General features: G+C 50.8%; 17 protein-coding genes and 3 tRNA genes. 3 read left to right on the top strand and 17 right to left on the bottom strand.

Annotation, left to right across the window (positions count from 1 at the left end; genetic code table 11):
- Positions 1 to 137 precede the first annotated feature (137 nt).
- From rnr to nnr, 13 genes are all read right to left on the bottom strand, one after another.
- A complete protein-coding gene (gene rnr, locus IEV89_RS09655; RefSeq protein ID WP_188472932.1) occupies positions 138 to 2,645 on the bottom strand; it encodes a ribonuclease R in 2,508 nt (835 codons plus the stop codon).
- 41 nt (positions 2,646 to 2,686) lie between these two features.
- The gene (gene nsrR, locus IEV89_RS09660) at positions 2,687 to 3,112 is read right to left on the bottom strand and encodes a nitric oxide-sensing transcriptional repressor NsrR (RefSeq protein WP_188472934.1); all 426 of its coding nucleotides are present in this window, start codon (positions 3,110 to 3,112) and stop codon (positions 2,687 to 2,689) included.
- Positions 3,113 to 3,349: 237 nt separating this feature from the next.
- On the bottom strand, positions 3,350 to 4,648 hold the full coding sequence (locus tag IEV89_RS09665) for an adenylosuccinate synthase (protein ID WP_188472936.1): 1,299 nt from the start codon (positions 4,646 to 4,648) through the stop codon (positions 3,350 to 3,352).
- A 144-nt stretch (positions 4,649 to 4,792) separates the two neighbouring features.
- Positions 4,793 to 4,993: a DUF2065 domain-containing protein gene (locus IEV89_RS09670; RefSeq protein WP_188472938.1), complete on the bottom strand. Its 201-nt coding sequence runs from the start codon at positions 4,991 to 4,993 to the stop codon at positions 4,793 to 4,795.
- Positions 4,994 to 5,074: 81 nt separating this feature from the next.
- Complete coding sequence (gene hflC / locus IEV89_RS09675) at positions 5,075 to 6,073, bottom strand: protease modulator HflC (RefSeq protein ID WP_188472940.1); 999 nt, start codon at positions 6,071 to 6,073, stop codon at positions 5,075 to 5,077.
- A gap of 2 nt (positions 6,074 to 6,075) precedes the next feature.
- Positions 6,076 to 7,356 (bottom strand): FtsH protease activity modulator HflK, encoded by a 1,281-nt coding sequence (hflK, locus tag IEV89_RS09680; RefSeq protein WP_188472942.1) that lies wholly within the window; start codon positions 7,354 to 7,356, stop codon positions 6,076 to 6,078.
- A 33-nt stretch (positions 7,357 to 7,389) separates the two neighbouring features.
- Positions 7,390 to 8,694 (bottom strand): ribosome rescue GTPase HflX, encoded by a 1,305-nt coding sequence (gene hflX, locus IEV89_RS09685; RefSeq protein ID WP_188472951.1) that lies wholly within the window; start codon positions 8,692 to 8,694, stop codon positions 7,390 to 7,392.
- A 98-nt stretch (positions 8,695 to 8,792) separates the two neighbouring features.
- Positions 8,793 to 9,098: an RNA chaperone Hfq gene (gene hfq, locus IEV89_RS09690; RefSeq protein ID WP_188472959.1), complete on the bottom strand. Its 306-nt coding sequence runs from the start codon at positions 9,096 to 9,098 to the stop codon at positions 8,793 to 8,795.
- 114 nt (positions 9,099 to 9,212) lie between these two features.
- On the bottom strand, positions 9,213 to 10,109 hold the full coding sequence (gene miaA / locus IEV89_RS09695; protein WP_373283367.1) for a tRNA (adenosine(37)-N6)-dimethylallyltransferase MiaA: 897 nt from the start codon (positions 10,107 to 10,109) through the stop codon (positions 9,213 to 9,215).
- A gap of 37 nt (positions 10,110 to 10,146) precedes the next feature.
- Positions 10,147 to 12,060 (bottom strand): DNA mismatch repair endonuclease MutL, encoded by a 1,914-nt coding sequence (gene mutL / locus IEV89_RS09700; RefSeq protein ID WP_188472963.1) that lies wholly within the window; start codon positions 12,058 to 12,060, stop codon positions 10,147 to 10,149.
- 50 nt (positions 12,061 to 12,110) lie between these two features.
- Positions 12,111 to 13,862, bottom strand: a complete 1,752-nt coding sequence (gene amiB, locus IEV89_RS09705; RefSeq protein WP_188472965.1) for an N-acetylmuramoyl-L-alanine amidase AmiB — start codon at positions 13,860 to 13,862, stop codon at positions 12,111 to 12,113.
- Complete coding sequence (gene tsaE, locus IEV89_RS09710) at positions 13,855 to 14,337, bottom strand: tRNA (adenosine(37)-N6)-threonylcarbamoyltransferase complex ATPase subunit type 1 TsaE (RefSeq protein ID WP_188472967.1); 483 nt, start codon at positions 14,335 to 14,337, stop codon at positions 13,855 to 13,857. The genes amiB and tsaE overlap by 8 nt, the downstream gene beginning before the upstream one ends.
- On the bottom strand, positions 14,291 to 15,862 hold the full coding sequence (nnr, locus tag IEV89_RS09715; RefSeq protein WP_188472969.1) for a bifunctional ADP-dependent NAD(P)H-hydrate dehydratase/NAD(P)H-hydrate epimerase: 1,572 nt from the start codon (positions 15,860 to 15,862) through the stop codon (positions 14,291 to 14,293). Before nnr ends, tsaE begins: the two co-directional genes overlap by 47 nt.
- Between nnr and queG the strand changes: the two genes are divergently transcribed.
- Complete coding sequence (gene queG, locus IEV89_RS09720; protein ID WP_188472971.1) at positions 15,861 to 17,048, top strand: tRNA epoxyqueuosine(34) reductase QueG; 1,188 nt, start codon at positions 15,861 to 15,863, stop codon at positions 17,046 to 17,048. The genes nnr and queG overlap by 2 nt on opposite strands.
- A gap of 301 nt (positions 17,049 to 17,349) precedes the next feature.
- Here the strand turns inward: queG and IEV89_RS09725 are convergent.
- From IEV89_RS09725 to orn, 4 genes are all read right to left on the bottom strand, one after another.
- Positions 17,350 to 17,425, bottom strand: a tRNA-Gly gene (locus IEV89_RS09725).
- 76 nt (positions 17,426 to 17,501) lie between these two features.
- Positions 17,502 to 17,577: transfer RNA gene (locus IEV89_RS09730), tRNA-Gly, on the bottom strand.
- Positions 17,578 to 17,621: 44 nt separating this feature from the next.
- Positions 17,622 to 17,697, bottom strand: a tRNA-Gly gene (locus tag IEV89_RS09735).
- Positions 17,698 to 18,014: 317 nt separating this feature from the next.
- Positions 18,015 to 18,560: an oligoribonuclease gene (orn, locus tag IEV89_RS09740; RefSeq protein ID WP_188472973.1), complete on the bottom strand. Its 546-nt coding sequence runs from the start codon at positions 18,558 to 18,560 to the stop codon at positions 18,015 to 18,017.
- 169 nt (positions 18,561 to 18,729) lie between these two features.
- Here orn and rsgA point away from each other — a divergent pair, with 169 nt between their 5' ends.
- Positions 18,730 to 19,767, top strand: a complete 1,038-nt coding sequence (rsgA, locus tag IEV89_RS09745) for a small ribosomal subunit biogenesis GTPase RsgA (RefSeq protein ID WP_188472975.1) — start codon at positions 18,730 to 18,732, stop codon at positions 19,765 to 19,767.
- Positions 19,768 to 20,015: 248 nt separating this feature from the next.
- The gene (gene asd, locus IEV89_RS09750) at positions 20,016 to 21,032 is read left to right on the top strand and encodes an archaetidylserine decarboxylase (protein ID WP_229746433.1); all 1,017 of its coding nucleotides are present in this window, start codon (positions 20,016 to 20,018) and stop codon (positions 21,030 to 21,032) included.
- The last annotated feature ends 5 nt before the right edge of the window (positions 21,033 to 21,037 follow it).

Here is a 21,037-nt window from a genome sequence, read left to right on the forward strand (position 1 = left end):
TGCGGAAAGCATGCTGTCCGCAATTTAACTAAGGTTACGGGCGATCCTATCATCGACTGAGTTACCCTTCATACTTCGAGTTGCAGATGTGTTGGCTGCGCTTGAAGTATGAAGGACAATAACAATCGCCTGAAGGGTTAGCTGTCAGACTGTTTTTTCTTCGCGCGCTTAGCTTTGGTGGCGTCCGCGATTTTCTGCGTCTGGTCAGAAGGCTTTTTGGCTCTCTTCGGCTTGCCATCTTTGCCTACCGCACTCACCGCTTTCTCTTTCTTCGGTTTCGCCGGTTTTGTTGCTTTTACATCGTCTTTACGGAATGCACTGTCAGGCTCAAAATTCGCGCCTTTCTTCGCTGTACGACGCCGTCCGCCGTTGGCAGGACCGTTCGGGCGCATAGTACGCTCACCCGGTTTCTTGGCACGATCGCGGGCTGTTTTACCGTCACCGCGAGGTTTGCGGCTGCTGGAAACCAGCGCAAAATCGATTTTCCGCTCATCCATATGTACGGCTTCAACGCGGATTTCGACAGTATCACCGAGGCGATAGACCATCCCGGAAGATTCACCGATCAGGCGCTGGCCGATATTGTCATAACGGTAGTAGTCGTTATCCAACGTGGAGACGTGAACCAAACCGTCGATGAACAAGTCATTAAGGCGCACGAAGAAACCAAAGCCGGTAACGCTGGCGATGATCCCATTGAACACTTCGCCAACGTGATCCTGCATGAAGTCGCACTTCAGCCAGTCGGCCACGTTACGGGTCGCTTCATCCGCGCGGCGCTCGGCCATCGAACAATGTTCGCCCAATTGCAGCATGTCATTGTATTCGCTGTGCCAGCCGCCGGTTGGCGTCCAGCGATCTTTCAGCGTGCCGTGCTCTTTTGCCAACAGATACTTAATGGCGCGATGCAGGGCGAGATCAGGATAACGACGAATCGGTGAAGTAAAGTGGCCGTATGACTGCAGGGCCAGGCCGAAGTGTCCACGATTTTCTGGATCATAAATCGCCTGTTTCATCGAACGCAGCAGCATGGTTTGAAGCATTTCACGATCAGGACGACCGGCCAGCTCATCCATGATCTTGGCGTAGTCTTTAGGTTCAGGCTTCATACCACCGCCCATCACCAGCCCCAATTCACCCAGCACACTTTTCAGCGCTGAAATGTGGTCGTCACTTGGACGGTCATGAACGCGGAAAAGTGCAGGCTCGTTATGTTTTTCAACAAAACGCGCGGCCGCAATATTCGCCAGAATCATGCACTCTTCAATCAGTTTGTGAGCGTCGTTACGCACGGTCGGTTCGACACGCTCAATACGGCGTTCTGCGTTAAAGATAAACTTGGCCTCTTCTGTTTCGAAGGCAATACCACCACGTTCTGCACGCGCCTGATCCAAAGCTTTGTACAGGTGATGCAGTTCTTGTAGGTGTGGGACCAGTGGACCGTACTGTTCGCGCAGCTCTTCGTCGCCATCAATAATGCGCCAGACTTTGTTGTACGTCAGGCGCGCGTGGGAGCTCATCACCGCTTCGTAGAATTTAGAACCGGTTAGTTTGCCCTGCGCTGAAATGGTCATTTCGCAGACCATACACAGGCGGTCAACCTGCGGGTTAAGCGAGCAAAGGCCGTTGGACAGCACTTCTGGCAGCATCGGGACGACTTGCGATGGGAAGTAAACGGATGTAGCACGGCTGCGGGCTTCGTCGTCAAGCGCGGTACCGTGGCGGACGTAGTAACTGACGTCTGCAATGGCAACCCATAAGCGCCAGCCTCCACCGCGTTTTTTCTCACAGAATACGGCGTCATCAAAGTCGCGGGCATCTTCACCATCAATGGTGAGCAGCGGTAAGGCGCGCAAATCAACGCGACCTTTTTTGGCCTCTTCAGGGACCTGCTCGCTCAGGCCTTCAACCTGTTTAAGCACCTGAGGTGGCCAGACGTGTGGGATCTCATGGGTACGCAGCGCGATATCTACCGCCATGCTCGTGCCCATTTTGTCACCGAGTACTTCGACAATTTTACCGACCGCCTTGGTACGACGCGTTGGACGTTGAGTCAGCTCAACCACCACCATATAGCCCATGCGTGCACCATTAATGGCATCGGCCGGGATCAGAATGTCAAAGCTAAGACGACTGTCGTCCGGCACCACAAAACCCGCGCCTGCATCAGTAAAGTAGCGGCCCACAATCTGGCTGACTTTAGGCACCACGACGCGAACGATACGGCCTTCGCGACGGCCTTTGCGATCGGTGCCAATAGGTTGTGCGAGGACCACATCACCATGGATGCACATTTTCATCTGTTCAGCGGAAAGATAAACATCATCTTTTTTCACGCCTTCAAGGCGCAGGAAGCCGTAGCCATCACGGTGACCAATCACCGTGCCTTTTAGCAGGTCCAGGCGCTCCGGCAACGCGTAGCACTGCCGGCGGGTGAAGACTAACTGACCATCACGCTCCATCGCCCGCAGACGACGGCGCAGGGCTTCCAGCGCTTCTTCGCCGGATAAATCCAGTTCAGTACTCAGCTCTTCACGGCTGGCTGGCGCTTCGCGTTTGGCGAGATGCTCAAGAATGAACTCGCGGCTCGGAATAGGTGATTCGTATTTTTCTGCTTCTCGTTCCAGGAATGGATCTTGTGACATAGCGGTTCCTCCGTTGTCATCAGCAGTTTGTTGAAACTTTTTCATTCAACAAGCAATAATTTGTAGAGCGTTGAATTGTCCCTGACCATGTCAGCCAGAGTGTACTGATTCAGCTCATCAAGAAAATGTTCAACAGCAGTGTGCAATATCTGCTTAAGTCGACACGCGGGCGTAATGTGGCAGAAATCCCCTGCGCAGTTCACCAGCGTCAGAGGTTCAAGTTCACGTACCACGTCGCCAATACGGATAGTTTCAGCGGGCTTACCCAGCTTAATACCACCATTCTTACCCCGTACAGCAGTGACCAGCCCAGCCCGGCTCAACTGATTGATGATTTTCACCATGTGATTTCTCGATACACCATAAACATCGGTGACCTGAGAAATGTTAGTCATCTGATCGTCTGGCAATGACGCCATATAAATCAGTGCCCTCAAACCATAATCAGTAAAACTCGTTAACTGCACACATACCTCAGAGTCGTAGTTTACCCGGTCTTTCTACGCCAACTATGACAACAGGGTGAAGAAGATTGTTTAAATTTGCTATTAAATGATAAACCAGCCACGAAGTTTGCAGCTAATCATTTAGATAGTGGATGCTTTATGGAAAGTAAACAAGCGCAGGTGGGTAGAAAAAAACAAACCGGACACGAGGCCCGGTTAGGATTCTATTGAAGCATTTGCAGCCAACAGACGAGTCTGTTATGCGTCAAATGGGTCGCGCAGGATCATGGTTTCGCTACGATCCGGACCAGTCGAAATGATATCAATCGGAACTTCGGTCAATTCTTCGATGCGCTTGATGTAGTTAATTGCTGCTTGTGGCAGTTTATCGAATTCTTTCACGCCAAAGGTGGTTTCGCTCCAGCCAGGCATGATTTCGTAGATTGGCTCGATACCTTCCCAGCCTTCTGCTGCCAGCGGAGTAGTGGTCATTTCGCGGCCATCAGGCATGCGATAACCAATACACAATTTAACGTCTTTCAAGCCGTCCAGCACGTCCAGTTTGGTCAGACAAAAACCAGACAGGGAGTTGATCTGCACAGAACGACGGACAGCGACGATATCCAGCCAGCCACAACGACGGCTACGACCCGTGGTCGCACCAAACTCGTTACCTTGCTTACGCAGGAACTCGCCGGTTTCGTCAAACAGCTCCGTTGGGAACGGACCAGCACCCACACGGGTGGAGTAGGCTTTAACGATACCCAGAACATAATCGACGTAACGCGGACCGATACCGGAACCCGTAGCAACGCCGCCAGCAGTGGTATTGGAGGAGGTTACGTAAGGATAGGTACCGTGGTCAATATCCAGCAAAGTGCCTTGTGCGCCTTCGAACATGATCAGATCGCCACGCTTACGCGCGCCATCCAGCAGCTCAGACACGTCAACAACCATGGCGGTCAGGATGTCGGCGATAGCCATGACATCATCCAACGTTTTCTGGAAATCAACGGCTTCGACTTTGTAGTAATTAACCAGCTGGAAGTTATGATAATCGATGATTTCTTTCAGCTTGATAGCGAAAGTTTCTTTGTTGAAGAGATCGCCAACGCGCAGACCACGACGGGCAACTTTATCTTCATAAGCCGGGCCGATGCCACGACCGGTAGTACCGATAGCTTTATCGCCACGCGCTTTTTCACGCGCCATGTCTAAAGCGACATGATAAGGCAGGATCAGCGGGCAGGCTTCAGAGAGTAACAGACGTTCGCGTACAGGGATGCCACGAGCTTCAAGTTCGCCCATTTCTTTCATTAAGGCGTCAGGCGCCAGTACAACACCGTTACCGATGATGCTGGTGACATTTTCACGCAGAATGCCAGAAGGAATTAAATGAAGAACGGTTTTTTCACCGTTGATAACCAGAGTGTGACCGGCGTTGTGACCGCCCTGATAGCGCACAACATATTTAGCCCGTTCAGTCAGCAGGTCGACGACCTTGCCTTTCCCTTCATCACCCCATTGAGTGCCGAGTACGACGACGTTCTTACCCATCTCAAGAATCACCAGGTTGCTTAAAAAAGGATTCTAACATCTCAATCCTGGGTTTCCAGCACTTTTAGTATACGGTTACGTGAAAATTTTAGAATACGTGCTACACATCAAACAGCGAAGTCGCAGTCAAAATGTAACGAATCGTTACCCACCGGTCTTATTACGCAACATGTAGTAAATTACGAAGCCTGCAACCACAAGTGCCCCGCCAAAGCGGCGTAATATGCTGTCAGGAAGCTGAGTCATTGATTGGATCATTTTTCTCCACCCTTTTGGATAAAGCATTGGTCCCAGACCCTCCAGGACCAAAACCAACCCCAATGCTAACCATATACTCGAGTTCATTTTGCAAATTTCTCAGTGTGCTTATCAGGTCCACATAAAACAAAAGGCCCAGTTAAGGGCCTTTTGAATACCGACAAACCATTACGGTTTGGTTTTATCCGGGGACTTCATAAAGCGGAAGAAGTCGTTGTCCGGACTTAATACCAAGACATCGTTACCGCTCTTAAAGCTCTCTTCATATGCACGGAGGCTACGAATGAAAGCATAGAAGTCGGGAGCCTGACTGAAGGCATCCGCAAACAGTTTCGCTGCTTCGGCATCACCTTCACCACGCGTTATACGAGCTGTACGTTCAGCCTCAGCCACGGTACGGGTTCTTTCGTAGTCAGCAGTCGCACGCAGCTTCTCTGCCTCCTCCTTACCTTGGGAGATGTGGCGCAAAGCAACCGAGTTACGTTCAGCACGCATACGGTCATAGATTGCACTCGACACTTCATCCGGCAGGTTGATTTGCTTGAGCCGCACATCAACGACTTCGATACCCAGTGCCGCCATACTGTTCGCATTCACCGCTGGCTGTTTACCTTTGGTTTCCTGTTCAACACGTTTGGCTACTGAGGCTATCGCGTCATCAGCTTCCGTTGTGGCTTCCACTTCTTCAGTAGAACCATTGTTAAGAGCATCCCGAACATCCTGCGTCATACGCCCGCGGGAGTCAGTCACGATGTCTTTCACATCCAGACGACCGATCTCAGAACGCAAACGGTCACTCAGTTTACGTTTCAGTAGAACTTCGGCCTGGGAGACATCACCACCACCGGTTGCCAGATAGTAACGGCTAAAATCGCTGATACGCCATTTCAGATAGGAGTCAACGATCAGGTCTTTCTTCTCGCTTGTTACAAAGCGGTCAGCCTGATTGTCCATGGTCTGAATACGTGCATCCAGAGTTTTCACAGATTCGACAAAAGGAACCTTGAAGTGCAAACCTGGCGAATAGATCAATGGCTTGTTGTCGCCGTCACGCAGTACTTTGCCGAAACGCAGAACGATGCCACGCTCGCCTTCCTGAACGACAAACAGTGAAGCATAAAGCGCCACCAGCACCACAACGACGATAAGTAAAAATGACTTACGCATTGTTATTCTCTCCCTACGCGAAGTGTATCGTCACGCTGTGCGTTAACACGACGTTGGTCCATGACACTGCCAGAAGAACGGGAACCGCTGTTATTAGCACTGCTGCTTTTTACGTTACCGTTTAAACTCGATACTGACGGTGAAAGCCCGTGATCTTCGCTATCCGTGGCTGTACTGGCATTATTGCCACTCAGAATTTTATCTAACGGCAACATCATTAGATTGTTACTCTTATCATTCACCAGAACTTTACGTGAATGGCTAAGAACGCTTTGCATCGTTTCTATATAAAGACGCTCGCGGGTAATTTCCGGCGCAGCTTTATACTCAGGCAGTAATTTGGCAAAACGTGCCACTTCACCCTGAGCCTCCAGGATGGTACGGGCTTTGTACGCTTTGGCATCTTCTAGCTTACGCTGTGCTTCACCATTAGCCTGCGGCTGAATCTGGTTAGCATAGGCTTCGGCTTCACGGATAGACTGTTGCTCTCTCTCACGTGCGGCAATCGCGTTATCGAAAGCGGCCTTCACCTCTTCCGGCGGACGCGCAGTCTGGAAGTTGACATCCTGAATGGTGATGCCCATTTTGTATGGCCGGATAGTATCTTCCAGCACACGTTGGGTATCACTACGGACCGTGGTACGACCTTCGGTCAGGATCTTGTCCATAGTGTACTTACCGATAACACCACGCAGCGCACTGTCAGTTGCCTGACTCAGACTGTCATCAGGATTAGCAACGCTGTATAGATAGGCCTCAGGATCGGTGACGCGATACTGCACGTTCATTTCAACGCGCACGACGTTTTCATCGGAGGTCAGCATGACGCCAGAGGCAGCCAGTTCGCGGACAGACTCGACGTTAACCGCACGAACCTGATCGACAAACGTTGGCTTCCAGTTCAGACCGGGTTGTACCAGATGGCTAAATTTACCAAAACGGGTAACAACGCCGCGCTCGGCTTCTTTGATGGTATAGAAACCACTGGCAGCCCAAATGACAACAACCGCAACGACAGCGATGCCGACAATACGTCCGCTCATACTATGTTGCGGGCCCGATGCATTACCGGTTCCGTTACCATTACCCGAACCTTTACCTCCGAAACTGCTCAGTTTTTTACTGAGTTTACGGAAGATATCATCAAGATCTGGCGGTCCTTGTTCTCGGCCGCCCTTTTTATCGTTACCACCAGAATTATTTCCACCAGAGTTGCCGCTATTATTGCTGCTTCCCCAGGGGTCGCGGTCCTGTCCGTTATTACCGGGCTGATTCCACGCCATGTTATAGCTCCATTATTCTATGATTGGTGTTCTTCAGGCCAAATCAGACAGGTTCTGGTTGCAGACATAACCACTCAGTTCCTGCTCTTGTTTGCAGAGGCGGTGCCAGTCAACAATGGGCATTCGCACCATAAGACCGATACTTCCATCCTCTTCAATCCATTCTTTCTCAATAGCCTGAAGCTGGTAAAAACGGCTACGAAGGCGGCCGGCCTCTGGTGGTAAACGCAATTCATGCTGCGCTATTTCACCAGAGAGACGCTCCGTCAACGCCTGAAATAGCAACGGAATACCTTCACCGGTCACGGCTGAAAGCCAGACCCTGATCGGTAAATTCTCCTCGTTGCGGTCGATACGCGGGACAAAGTCATCCAACATATCTATTTTATTCATCACTAACAGCACGGGGATGTCATCTGCTTCAATCTCTGCCAGCACCGTATTCACTGCGTCGATATTTTCTTCAACGCGAATATCCGCTGCATCAACGATATGTAGTAACAGAGTCGCCTGTCGGGTTTCCTGCAATGTTGCTTTAAAAGCAGCAACCAAATCGTGGGGCAGGTGACGAATAAACCCTACGGTATCTGCCATCACCGTTTCACCAACATCTACAACCATGATGCGGCGCAGCGTTGGGTCGAGGGTGGCAAACAGTTGGTCGGCGACGTAAACGTCGGCCTCAGTGATACGGTTAAACAACGTGGATTTACCGGCGTTGGTATAGCCAACCAATGAAACAGTTGGAATATCAGCACGCATCCGCGAGCGACGCCCTTGCTCACGCTGTTTAGCGACTTTTTCAAGCCGGCTGAGGATCAAAGTGATCCTGTCGCGTAATAAACGGCGGTCAGTTTCGAGCTGGGTTTCCCCCGGGCCTCTGGCACCAATACCCCCACCTTGGCGCTCAAGGTGCGTCCAGCCGCGAACGAGTCGGGTAGCAATGTGACGTAACTGCGCCAGTTCTACTTGTAACTTCCCTTCGTGAGTTCGTGCGCGCTGGGCAAAGATATCTAAAATTAATCCGGTACGATCAACCACGCGACATTCGCATAGCGCTTCCAGATTTCTTTCCTGGCCGGGCGTCAGTGCATGATCGAACAAGATAACAGATGCACCAGTTGCTTTAACAGCATCTGCAATTTCTTGGGCCTTTCCTTCACCGACAAAGTACTTAGGGTGCGGGGCCTTGCGGCTACCCGTGATGACCTGGAACGTCTCCACACCTGCAGAAGATACCAAAGACTCAAACTCGCTTAGGTCTTCCGTGTCTTTGTCTCGCGAGAAATAGATATGAACCAGTACGGCCTGCTCACCGGCTTCATAACGGTCAAACAAGCTGATGACCTCTCATTTTTAAAAAAACTGCCAACCAGGGACTCATAAGCATAGTCGGAATACTTATGGGCCCCATCATGATTGACCAGCAATGCGCTTTATTCAGCGTCATCGCTTTCCTGCACAGGTTGCGCAGAAGGCGTACTACCTTGATGATAGCTACTGGTACCACCACTGCTTGGATTATTACTATGGTGAGAAACCGGGCGGGAAGGCACAACGGTGGAGATTGCGTGTTTATACACCATCTGGCTTACCGTGTTCTTTAACAGAATGACAAATTGATCGAAAGACTCAATCTGGCCTTGAAGCTTAATACCATTCACCAAATAAATAGAAACCGGAACACGTTCGCGACGCAATGCGTTCAGGAACGGATCTTGCAAAGATTGCCCCTTAGCCATTCTATCTTTTCCTTATTAGTTTGTTGTTTGTAACTCAGAGCCTATCGGCTCGAAAATAAATCACATCAAAAGTTTGCGCGTTGAGTACTAATCAATTGTACACAATCACCCAACCTATGCACTAACAACCTGAATTACACGGCGTAAGGCTTCGTCTGGCTTTTCACTGTCCAACCATTCAACCCCCTCCCAGCCACGCAACCAAGTCATCTGACGTTTGGCCAGTTGTCGTGTCGCGCAAACACCACGATAAACCATTTCATCGTAGTCGGTTTCACCAGAAAGATATGACCACATCTGGCGGTAACCCACACAACGAATGGAAGGCAAATCCGTATGCAAGTCGCCTCGGGCTATCAGCGTTCTCACTTCGTTTTCAAAACCATTCAACAACATCTGACTAAAGCGTTGTTCTATACGTTCATGTAACAACTCGCGCTGATTCGGCGCAATCGCAAACTGATGTACGTGATACGGCAGCGATTGACCAGAAATTTTAGTCAGTTCGGTTAAAGTTTTACCTGAAATATAAAAAACTTCCAGTGCTCTGGACAGTCTCTGCGGATCATTCGGATGAATTCGCATTGCTGCTACCGGATCTACCTCACGTAATTGGTCATGGAGGCTCTCCCATCCGCACTCTGTTGCCTGGATTTCGATGCGCTGTCGAATGGCCGGATCCGCCGGGGGCAACGGCGAAAGACCTTCTAATAACGCTTTGAAATACATCATCGTGCCACCGACTAACAACGGAATTTTATTCCGCGCAGTGATCTCAGCCATTTCTCGCAAGGCATCAGCGCGAAAATCAGCGGCTGAGTAAGCTTCACGGGGATCGAGGATGTCGATTAACCGGTGAGGTGCATCGCGTAATTCCTCTTCAGTCGGTTTGGCGGTGCCAACATCCATGCCGCGATAAATCAGCGCCGAATCCACGCTGATAATTTCCACAGGAAGATGCTCAAGTAATGATATCGCCAGCGCCGTTTTGCCGGAGGCCGTCGGCCCCATAATGAAGATCGCCGGAGGTAAAGGATGTGTATTCAAGTCAGTCACGCTTCAATGCCGCCAGAGTAGGCTGTAAATCAACAGGTTGCAGAAGACCAGACGGAGATGACTTCACGAGTTGCGGGCAAAGACGCTCTACGTCTGTAAGTAATTGTATCGCTTGCGAAATGGTCCAGTTCTCATGATCGCTACCCATGTAGCGGGCAAACCACATAGCTACCGCATCAGGCGTCACCTCCTGCTGAACAACAAGGTAGCCTAACAGGTCGGGTATCAACTTTTGTAAATTTTGTTGGCGTAAAGGTAAAGGTACTGCGCGTAATGTCACACGCTGATGATCAATCACCATCTCTAGACCAAATTTTTGCAGCAATGCCTGATGCTGAGTAAACGCTGCGCGCTCTTCTTTGTTTATATGGAGTTTAAGTGGGATAAGTAAAGGTTGAGGACGTAATCCCTCTTCAGGCGGCGTTAATTGTGCCCGCTTCAGCCAGCGCTCCGCGATGGGTAGCGATAACAGCACCAGCTGTTTCCCACGCTCAAGCAGCGCATATTCCGGCGCGCAGATCGTCAGAACACGCCCGAAACTCTGGCTGTGCGAGTCCAACGTCGACTCAGGTAACTGACTATGTGAAATTTTGGTCGGTAGCGCCGCTGCCGGCTCCTCGACTTTCAGCACCTGCCCGGTCGGTTGCAGTAAGCGCTGATACACATCGCCCTGTCGTTGACTGTAAGGCGGCTTGTCATCTTTAAACAGCGCTTCACGTGGTTGACTGACGCGCGACGTTGCAGGAAAGACATTTTCCCGCACGGCGCGTGATGCGGCGTCATGCTTCACAGCCGGTTGCGAGAAGTGATTTCCTCCCGCAGCCTGGCGGTTTTCGGGCTGCCAGCGCCGTGCATCAATTTCCACACCGTCTTCATCGACAGGATTTGTAGCGAGCAGATCAGGTTTCGCGGCCTGCTGCAATACCGTCATCACAGCCTGATAAATAAAATCATGCACTAATCGCGACTGATGGAAACGGACTTCATGTTTGGCCGGATGAACATTTACATCCACTTGATGCGGATCTACGTCCAGGTAAAGCACGAAGGCAGGTTGCTGATCGTCTTTCAACTGATCCTGATAGGCCTGGCGGATCGCATGGTTAATAAGACGATCTTTCATCATACGATTATTGACGTAGCAATATTGCATGTCGGTCAGGCTGCGCGATCCGGCAGGATCGGCGACCCAGCCGTGGATCCCCAAATCGCCATGTTCCCACTTTACCTCAAGCGCATGTTGCACAAACGTCGGGCTACAGATAGCTCCCAGCCGTCGCAACGACTGCGCAGGGTCTGTCACCGCACGGTATTGTCGCATCAGCTTACCGTTATGCGTGAGATTGACGGCCACATCAAAGCGCGCCAGCGCAATGCGCCGAACTACCTCGTCGATATGTGTAAATTCAGTTTTCTCGGTGCGCATAAATTTGCGCCGGGCGGGTGTGTTGAAGAACAGGTCAAGAACTTCGACTGTAGAACCCTGTGGATGCGCCGCCGGTTTGACCGTAACGGCCATATCGCGGCCTTCGGCATACGCCTGCCAGGCTTCGGGTTGCGTTGCAGTGCGTGACGTCAACATCAGACGGGAAACTGAACTGATGCTGGCCAGGGCTTCTCCACGAAAACCCAGGCTGACTATGGCCTCAAGGTCATCGAGGCAGTGGATTTTACTGGTAGCATGACGCGCCAGGGCCAGAGCCAGTTCGTCTTTAGCAATGCCGCAGCCGTTATCACGGATGCGGATAAGCTTAGCCCCGCCGCGATCGATATCAATGTCTATACGCGTTGCCCCCGCGTCAAGACTGTTCTCCACCAACTCCTTCACCACCGAAGCCGGTCTTTCCACAACTTCACCCGCCGCTATCTGATTGGCTAATTGCGGGGGCAGAACCTGAATCGGCATAATGGCTCCAGAGGTAAATCGTCATAACTCGCCGATACTAAAGGGCCGAATTATGACTGCGGAATGGTTAAGGTTTGGCCGAGTTGTACCTCACCAGACTTCATGTGATTGGCCGTTTTGATATCATTCATGCTGACCCCGTACTTCGACGCAATCTCTGACAGCGTATCACCGCGGGTGACTTTATGTTTTTCCACATTCTTTTTGACCGCAGCATTTTTCTGGCTGTTTACCGATACCGCTTTAGTCCCCGCGGGCACTTTCAAGCGTTGTCCAACCCATACGCCGTCCTTCTTCAGCTTGTTCAAATCACTCAACGCGCCCACAGTCGTACCATATTTAACGGCAATGCCTGTCAGCGTTTCACCGCGTTTTACCTTATGAATCTGCGTTGCGCCACCTGAGGCCGCCGTTGCTTCAACTGGCCCTGGCTGGCTCATGGAACTGTTAACGGAAGTGCTGCTATCAACCGCCGTTGCTGAGGCCAGCAACGGACGGTTTTCGACCTTTGGGCCGGATTGCAACGGATGCGAGAGGAAGTAATTGTGCAGACCAGAATAGATAGCCTGGGCAATTTTATCCTGATACGCACTGCTTCCAAGCAGCCGCTCCTCATGACTGTTACTGATGAAGCCGGTTTCCACTAACAAAGAAGGAATATCCGGTGAGCGCAGTACGCCAAGGCTGGCATGTTCGGGTTTGGCTTTATGCAATGCTCCAACGCGGCGCAGTTGAATTAACACTTTCGACGCGATGTCATAACCGACGCGTTGCGAATGACCAAACTGTAGATCCAGTACCGCCTGACTTAAGTAAGGATCAGCAGCAGTATTTGCCAGCATGTCACCCGCACCACCAAGCAATTCAGATTGCTTCTCATGCTGCTCCAACCAGTTACCCATTTCACTGTTGGCCCGGCGGTTGGACAGTACCCAGACCGATGCGCCGGTAGCGCTGCGGTTAGGTGCGGCATCCGCATGAATAGAGACAAGCACATTGGCGCCTTTCTTACGGGCAACATCTGAACGTCCCATCACCGAAATAAAGTAGTCACCATCACGAGTCAACACAGGTTTAAACATCGGATCGCTTTCGAGTTTGGCTTGCAGTTTACGGGCGATGGCAATAGTGACATTTTTTTCTTTCAGGCCATTAGCCCCAATAGCTCCGGGATCTTGCCCGCCATGCCCCGCATCAATTGCCACAATCACTTGATTACTGCTGTCACTTCCACGAGTTCGCGGCGTGAGTGTCGCGTCTGACTTAGGCCCGCGAGTTACTGCTGTCAGTTTACTGCCGACAAAGGGGCTTGGTTCGCGGCTTTCCCTTGTTAAAGCTGCATTTGGCGACGGTGTTGACGTACTCGAAGGAACAGAACGCCTCGCACTTTTTGTACCTGCAGCGTTCATCGTGAAGACAACACTATTTCCCTGAACCACCGCATTAGTTTTCACTTTTTGCGTCAGCTCAAATACGAGTCGTTGGCTGTGAGCATCTTGTGCATTACTAGAGCGCACCCGATTCACCAGATTCTGACCATTAAAATTCAAGGGCAGACCTTTTATTACACCGCTTTGTTTAATGTCGATGACTACCCGTTCAGGATTATGCAGCGGGAAGAAAGCGTAGTCAGGCTTCCCATCAAAAGTAATGGTGATTATCGACTGGGTCGCTCCGTTGGAAACATTGATATTTTTCATGCCTGCTGCCGATACAGACAGTGGTGTCAAAGCAAAAAATAGCAAAATCGACGTAAAAAACAGCGCCGTAGTAAGGAAAATCTTTTTGAAGCAATCACTCATCGCACGATGATCCTTGCTGTTGTACCAGATGCAGTAAACTTATTCCGCGGGCAGAAACCCCTTTCAGTGTCACTTTTCGCCCATCATTCTGATATTCCAGTGTTAATTCAATATCGGGCTCAGGCAGGACTCCGGCGCCCTGCTGCGGCCATTCAACCAGACAGATAGCGTCTTGGGCAAAATAATCACGAATGCCCATAAATTCCAGCTCTTCCGGGTCGGCAAGACGGTACAGATCAAAATGATATACCGCCATCGGATGTAACTGATAAGGCTCTACCAGAGTATAGGTAGGGCTTTTTACATTGCCCTGATGCCCAAGCGCCTGAAGAAAACCACGGCTAAAGGTCGTTTTTCCGGCGCCTAAATCGCCGAAAAGATGAATGACTGTCGCACCAGTACAAGCTTTGGCCACCGTGGCACCCAGTTTAAGCGTTGCGGCTTCGTCCGGCAGAGAGAGTTGTAGTTGATTCATTGGGTGATATCTTTTTTTTAAAGTCAGGATTAACTAACGGAGCAATTACCGCTAAAAGATCAGTCGCCAGCATGCCGCGTGTACCTTGCAAAAGGGCTATCCGGTCAGCGGCTGCGCCGTGCACTACCGCGCCAGCACAGGCTGCGTCAAACAATGAAAGTTGCTGAGCTAACAATCCGCCGATAATACCAGAAAGTACATCGCCCATGCCGCCGGTCGCCATACCAGCGTTGCCGACGTCGGCCAACGCCATTGGTCCGCCATTCTCTGCAATCAACGAGCCCGCACCTTTGAGGACGACAACACCGCCGTATCGTTCTGTCAGCTTGCGTACTGCAAGTAAGCGGTCACTCTCAATATCTTTCACCGAACATCCCAACAAACGAGCTGCTTCGCCGGGATGTGGCGTTAACACTCGATTTTGCCGTTTCTGAGGAGTGATTGCCAGTAAGTTCAACGCATCAGCATCGAACAGAGCAGGTTTCGTGCTCTCAGATACCTGTTTGAATGCCGCTTTACCCCAGGCTTTCTGCCCCATGCCGGGTCCGACGACCACGACGTCGGCCCACTCAAGGCTGATTGACAGTGATTTTTCATTAAGCTCCTGCACCATGAGTTCGGGCCTGGCGGTCAGAATCGGTCCAGCATGTTGTTTGTGAGTAAGTACTCGCACCATTCCAGCACCCGCTCGCAATGCCGCTTCTGACGCCATAAGGATCGCGCCCGCAAAACCTATATCGCCGCCAATCACCAGTAAATTACCGTGATCGCCCTTATGTGAGCATGGGCGACGCAGAGGTAACCAGTCACCCAGTTGGGTGGCGTCAAGTCGCTGTAAAACGGCTGGATATCCGCCCAGCCAGCTACGTAGACCAAGAGACTCACAATGTAATCTCCCAACATGATCACGCGCTTTACCGGTCAGCAGACCAGGTTTGAGGGCAATGAAACTGATGGTCAGGGTAGCCTGCACCGCTTTACCAGGTACAGTCCCCTTCTCTGCATCGAGACCTGAGGGGATATCCAGAGACAACACCGGGGCTTCATGAGCATTGATCGCAACAATCAACGCGTCATAGGGCGCACACGGTGCTGAGGCTAAACCGGTCCCGAGCAGTCCATCAATAATGAGATCAATATCTGGTGGCCAGCGGGTATCTGCTGCACCGACCGCCCCACCGGCGCTAAGCCAGGCATTCTGCGCCGTCTGCGCTTCATCAGGTAAGGGCTTAGCGTTTTTCACCGCCAAAAGCGTCACGCTTATGCCAGCAGATTTCGCCAGTCGTGCGACTTCATACCCATCGCCGCCGTTATTGCCATGCCCACACAGCACCAGCCAGTGGTGAGCTGCCGGGAACGTCGTCCGCGCCAGATGAAATGCCGCCACCGCCGCGCGTTGCATCAACGTAAACAACGAAATACCGATTTCCTGCGCGGCATGACTTTCCGCCTGACGCAGCCAGTCCGCAGAAAAAACAGAATGTGGTAAACTCAGTGCGTTACGTTCTTCACTTTGGTTAGTCATGACACTCCCTCTTGATCTTGTTCACCTGGCCCAGCTTATCAAGCAATGGGGCCAATCCCTTGGCTTCCAGCAGGTTGGTATCTGCGATACCGATCTTTCTGCTGAAGAGCCAAAATTGCAGGCATGGCTTGATAAACAATACCATGGCGAAATGGAATGGATGGCTCGTCACGGCATGCTGCGCGCGCGCCCGCATGAACTTCTGCCCGGCACGTTACGTGTCATCAGCGTTCGAATGAATTATCTGCCCGCCAACGCCGCTTTTGCCAAAACACTGAATAACCCTGAACTGGGCTACGTCAGCCGTTACGCACTCGGGCGTGATTATCATAAATTGCTACGGCAACGCCTGAAGAAACTCGGTGACAAAATTCAAGCACACTGCACTGAACATGCTGATTCAATAACAATTGATGGTCAGAAAAAGCATGGCACAGAAATCACTTTCCGGCCTTTTGTCGACTCAGCGCCAATTATGGAACGCCCGCTGGCGGCGAAAGCAGGGATTGGCTGGGTTGGTAAACACTCACTCATTCTCAATCGTGAAGCGGGTTCGTGGTTCTTCCTCGGTGAATTGCTGATTGATTTACCTCTGCCAGTTGACAAGCCTCAGGAAGAAAAATGCGGCAAGTGTGTTGCCTGCATGACCATCTGCCCGACCGGTGCAATTGTCGCGCCTTATACCGTAGATGCACGGCGCTGTATTTCTTATCTGACGATTGAACTGGAAGGAGCGATCCCGGAAGAATTTCGCACGCTGATGGGCAACCGTATCTATGGTTGCGATGATTGTCAGTTGATTTGCCCCTGGAACCGTTATTCGCAACTCACCGACGAAGAAGATTTCACACCGCGCACCGCATTACATGCTCCGGAGCTTATCGATCTCTTTGCCTGGAATGAGGATAAGTTTTTACGGATAACTGAAGGTTCATCTATCAGACGCATTGGTCATTTACGCTGGTTGCGTAATATTTCGGTCGCATTGGGCAATGCGCCTTATGCAGAAAATGTACTTTTGGCGCTGCAAACGCGGCGAGGTGAAAATAGCCTGCTGGACGAACATATTGAATGGGCTATAGCGCAACAACTGAAAAGAAGGAATGAAAATAAGGTGGAAGTGCAATCTTCGCAGACGAAACGGCTGATTAGAGTGGTCGAAAAAGGATTACCACGCGATGCATAAGTGTCAATTACAAATGTTTCAATGCCACCTTTTTATCTGTGCATAAAAATATAAATGCTTTGACAATCAAGTGCAAAAGAAAGAGCAAGTGATCAAGATAACGTTTTTTCATAAAAAAATGTTATTTGAATTCAGCAAGTTATTTTCTAACAAAATAAACAGACCAGAAAACGCACTGTGTAAAAATCCAACTAAAACTGTGGATAAGTCTGTTCAGAAAGTTACTACAAAGAATGTAAAGTGATGACGTAACGCGCCTGTAAGTGGCGTGCTGTCTGGCCTGGAGATTGAATGAATAAAATGGAGCGGGAAACGAGACTCGAACTCGCGACCCCGACCTTGGCAAGGTCGTGCTCTACCAACTGAGCTATTCCCGCATTGAGATGTATGATACATCCTGCTGTTAACTGGTTTGTTGGAAAACCACAGCATCACTTCTGAAGATACACATTTTGGAGCGGGAAACGAGACTCGAACTCGCGACCCCGACCTTGGCAAGGTCGTGCTCTACCAACTGAGCTATTCCCGCGTCACATGGCACTTATTTCTAAACTTGATCAACTACTTAAAATTTGGAGCGGGAAACGAGACTCGAACTCGCGACCCCGACCTTGGCAAGGTCGTGCTCTACCAACTGAGCTATTCCCGCTCTGCGCACCCAATGAAATTGTTCACCGGTACGGGGTGCGCATTATACGAGAAATCCTTCCCCTAGCAAGCCCCTGAAAGCAAAAAAACATGTTTTTCGTTCAAGTGCCGATTAAAAGAACAAACCGGCGATTTAATCAACACATCGGAAGGATTGGATGTTCTTCAGTAGGTTAAAAAGATTTTAAAAATAAATAGCCTAAATAATGCGAGTTGCAGAAAGGCCGCAAACGCACGGCTTCCGATGGTCTGACATGAATCAGTGATTCAGTGAGAGAAGACAACCCGGACATGTGCGGCTCGCAGGATAACCGATGATCACAGTTGGATAAAATGCTCGCGGTAGTACGCCAGCTCGGCCACGGATTCACGAATATCATCCAACGCCTGATGGGTATTCTGCTTTTTAAAACCACCCAGCACTTCTGGCTTCCATCGACGCGCCAGCTCTTTAAGCGTACTGACATCCAGATAACGGTAGTGGAAGTAAGCCTCCAACTGCGGCATGTATTTGAAGAGGAAACGGCGGTCCTGCCCAACACTGTTACCACAAATCGGTGATTTACCTTCAGGTACCCACTGTTGCAGGAACTCTATCGTTTTCAACTGCGCCAGATTGTCATCAAAAATACTGGATTTCACCCGCTCAACCAAGCCGCTGCCGGTATGAGTGCGCACGTTCCAGTCATCCATCATCGCCAACTGCGCATCTGACTGATGAACCGCCATCACAGGACCTTCGGCTAAAATATTCAAATTCGCATCGGTCACCAAGGTGGCAATCTCAATGATGCGGTCACGTTCAGGGTCAAGCCCGGTCATTTCCAGATCGATCCAGATTAAGTTACTGTCATTTCCTGCCATGATATTTCCTGTTAACAGCCTGTTATTGGTGCTATTGCATCAACAATCAGAAGTTTATGAGAGACGTCTTGAGTCACCGCCAGCCAGCAACGGTTAATAAATACGTAATAGCTGGTATCATAGACGTTTTGGTCGCAACGAGCGATTAAAGCCAGTCAAGTGAGGCGTAGTGACTAAGTCAAAACTGTCCAAAGGGCAACAACGTCGCGTTCAGGCTAACCACCAGCGTCGTCTGAAACCGACCGACAAACGTAAAGAGCTGGATGACTCCCTGCATGGCGCACCGCAAGACGGCGTGGTGATCAGTCGTTTTGGGATGCATGCGGACGTTGAAGCTGCCGATGGCAGCCAGCACCGTTGCAATATCCGCCGAACTATCCGCTCCTTGGTTACCGGTGACCGAGTCGTCTGGCGCGCGGGCGAAAATGCCAGTGTCAAAGGCATCGTAGAGGCTGTACATGAGCGAACCTCCGTACTGACTCGCCCTGATTTCTACGACGGCGTAAAACCCATCGCCGCTAACATCGACCAAATCGTCATTGTTTCCGCCATTTTACCTGAGCTGTCACTCAATATTATCGACCGCTACCTGGTGGCCTGCGAAACCGTGGAGGTTGAGCCGCTGATTGTGCTCAACAAAATTGACCTGCTCGATGACGAAGGGCGCAAGTTCGTCGAAGGTATGATGGATATCTATCGCAAAATTAATTACCGCGTGCTCGAAGTTTCTAGTCAGACCGGCGAAGGGATGCCCGAGTTTGAAAGTGCCCTGATTGACCGTATCAGCATCTTTGCTGGCCAATCCGGGGTAGGCAAATCTAGCCTGCTGAACGCATTACTGCCACCAGAAGAGAAGCAGATCGTTGTGAATGTGGTGTCCGACAACTCAGGTCTGGGCCAACACACCACGACGGCCGCCCGCCTTTACCACTTCCAGCATGGCGGTGACGTCATCGACTCCCCAGGCGTGCGCGAATTCGGTCTGTGGCATCTGGCACCGGAACAAATCACACAGGGCTTTATCGAATTCCGCCCATTCATGGGCTACTGTAAATTCCGCGACTGCAAACATGGCAGCGATCCAGGTTGTGCCATTCGCGATGCGGTAGATCGTGGGGATATAGCCGAAGAGCGTTTCGACAACTATCACCGCATACTGGAAAGCATGGAAGACGTAAAAACACGTAAAAATTTTGATGCGTTGTAATAGCTAACTGATTGAGTTGTTAAGCGATGAGCTGGATTATTAGCTCATCGCTTAACAGGATTCATTAGCCGGTATTGAAGCGATGATTTACCCTCGTTACAATCCGCAGCCTTAAACTGAGTCGCTGCATTAAAAGGGCCAATCATCACGCTCAGTGGTGCGCTGAGGTAGAGTGCTCTGCCGCAGAATACCTGCCTATTTTCCGCGCCGTGAATTCCGGCGCGATGACATCACCCAAGAGGTTCTCCGTGCTGGACAGTATCAAAATCAAACTTCAATACTTACTTCCTAAACAAGGATTAACCCGTCTGGCTGGCTGGGGCGCAGAGAAGCGTGCCGCAATGCTAACGCATTGGGTTATTAAAGGTTTTGCGCGCTATTACCATGTTGATATGAAAGAAGCAAAGGATCCGGATCTCAAATCCTACCCGACCTTCAATGCATTTTTCGTGCGCCCGCTGCGCGATGGCGCACGTCCCGTCGTCAGTGGTCTGGATATGTTGTGCTTGCCCGCTGATGGCGCAGTCAGCCAGTTAGGTGCCATTACTGACGGTAAACTGTTCCAGGCCAAGGGCCACTTTTACTCGCTGGAAGCATTACTGGCGGGAAATTACCTGTTGGCTGAGCAGTTCAAAGAGGGGCAGTTTGCTACCATTTACCTTGCGCCACGTGACTATCACCGCGTACATATGCCATGCGATGGCGTACTGCGTGAAATGATTTATGTTCCAGGTGATTTGTTCTCGGTTAACCCACTGACCGCAGCTAATGTTCCGAACTTATTTGCGCGCAATGAGCGAGTTATCTGCCTGTTTGATACGGAGTTTGGCCCTATGGTGCAGATTCTGGTGGGTGCAACCATCGTAGGCAGCATTGAAACCGTATGGGCAGGCTGTGTAACACCACCGCGCGAAGGCATTATCAAACGCTGGACGTACCCTGCAGCGGGCAGTGAAGGCGCTATCGCACTCGAGAAAGGCGAAGAGATGGGACGCTTTAAACTGGGCTCAACCGTCATCAACCTGTTTGCTGCGGGTCAGATCAATTTCATGCCTCAGCTGAGTAACGGCACCGTCACCCGCATGGGCGCACCTTTTGCTGAAGCCATTCGCCAGAGTACCAAGGTTAAAGCTGAAACTGCTGTCGTCCAAACCGATCCCATCGTTGTTGATGACATAAAGACGCCGACAGAAACTACACCCGTTCCGGCAGGTATGGCGCAGGCCGGAGTGACCAAGCCTGCGGCACCACCGGAAGAGATCTGACACCT

Origin of the sequence: Hafnia psychrotolerans, assembly GCF_014639435.1 — a bacterium.
Lineage (GTDB): Bacteria > Pseudomonadota > Gammaproteobacteria > Enterobacterales > Enterobacteriaceae > Ewingella > Ewingella psychrotolerans.

What these genes read in the sequence shown, in the direction of transcription:
- IEV89_RS09670 (WP_188472938.1), bottom strand. Translation starts at nt 4,993, where the DNA reads ATGAACTCGAGTATATGGTTAGCATTGGGGTTGGTTTTGGTCCTGGAG.
- tsaE (WP_188472967.1), bottom strand. Translation starts at nt 14,337, where the DNA reads ATGAATCAACTACAACTCTCTCTGCCGGACGAAGCCGCAACGCTTAAA.
- miaA (WP_373283367.1), bottom strand. Translation starts at nt 10,109, where the DNA reads ATGGGGCCGACGGCCTCCGGCAAAACGGCGCTGGCGATATCATTACTT.
- hflC (WP_188472940.1), bottom strand. Translation starts at nt 6,073, where the DNA reads ATGCGTAAGTCATTTTTACTTATCGTCGTTGTGGTGCTGGTGGCGCTT.
- nnr (WP_188472969.1), bottom strand. Translation starts at nt 15,862, where the DNA reads ATGACTAACCAAAGTGAAGAACGTAACGCACTGAGTTTACCACATTCT.
- hfq (WP_188472959.1), bottom strand. Translation starts at nt 9,098, where the DNA reads ATGGCTAAGGGGCAATCTTTGCAAGATCCGTTCCTGAACGCATTGCGT.
- mutL (WP_188472963.1), bottom strand. Translation starts at nt 12,060, where the DNA reads ATGCCGATTCAGGTTCTGCCCCCGCAATTAGCCAATCAGATAGCGGCG.
- IEV89_RS09665 (WP_188472936.1), bottom strand. Translation starts at nt 4,648, where the DNA reads ATGGGTAAGAACGTCGTCGTACTCGGCACTCAATGGGGTGATGAAGGG.
- orn (WP_188472973.1), bottom strand. Translation starts at nt 18,560, where the DNA reads ATGGCAGGAAATGACAGTAACTTAATCTGGATCGATCTGGAAATGACC.
- queG (WP_188472971.1), top strand. Translation starts at nt 15,861, where the DNA reads ATGACACTCCCTCTTGATCTTGTTCACCTGGCCCAGCTTATCAAGCAA.
- hflK (WP_188472942.1), bottom strand. Translation starts at nt 7,356, where the DNA reads ATGGCGTGGAATCAGCCCGGTAATAACGGACAGGACCGCGACCCCTGG.
- amiB (WP_188472965.1), bottom strand. Translation starts at nt 13,862, where the DNA reads ATGAGTGATTGCTTCAAAAAGATTTTCCTTACTACGGCGCTGTTTTTT.
- rnr (WP_188472932.1), bottom strand. Translation starts at nt 2,645, where the DNA reads ATGTCACAAGATCCATTCCTGGAACGAGAAGCAGAAAAATACGAATCA.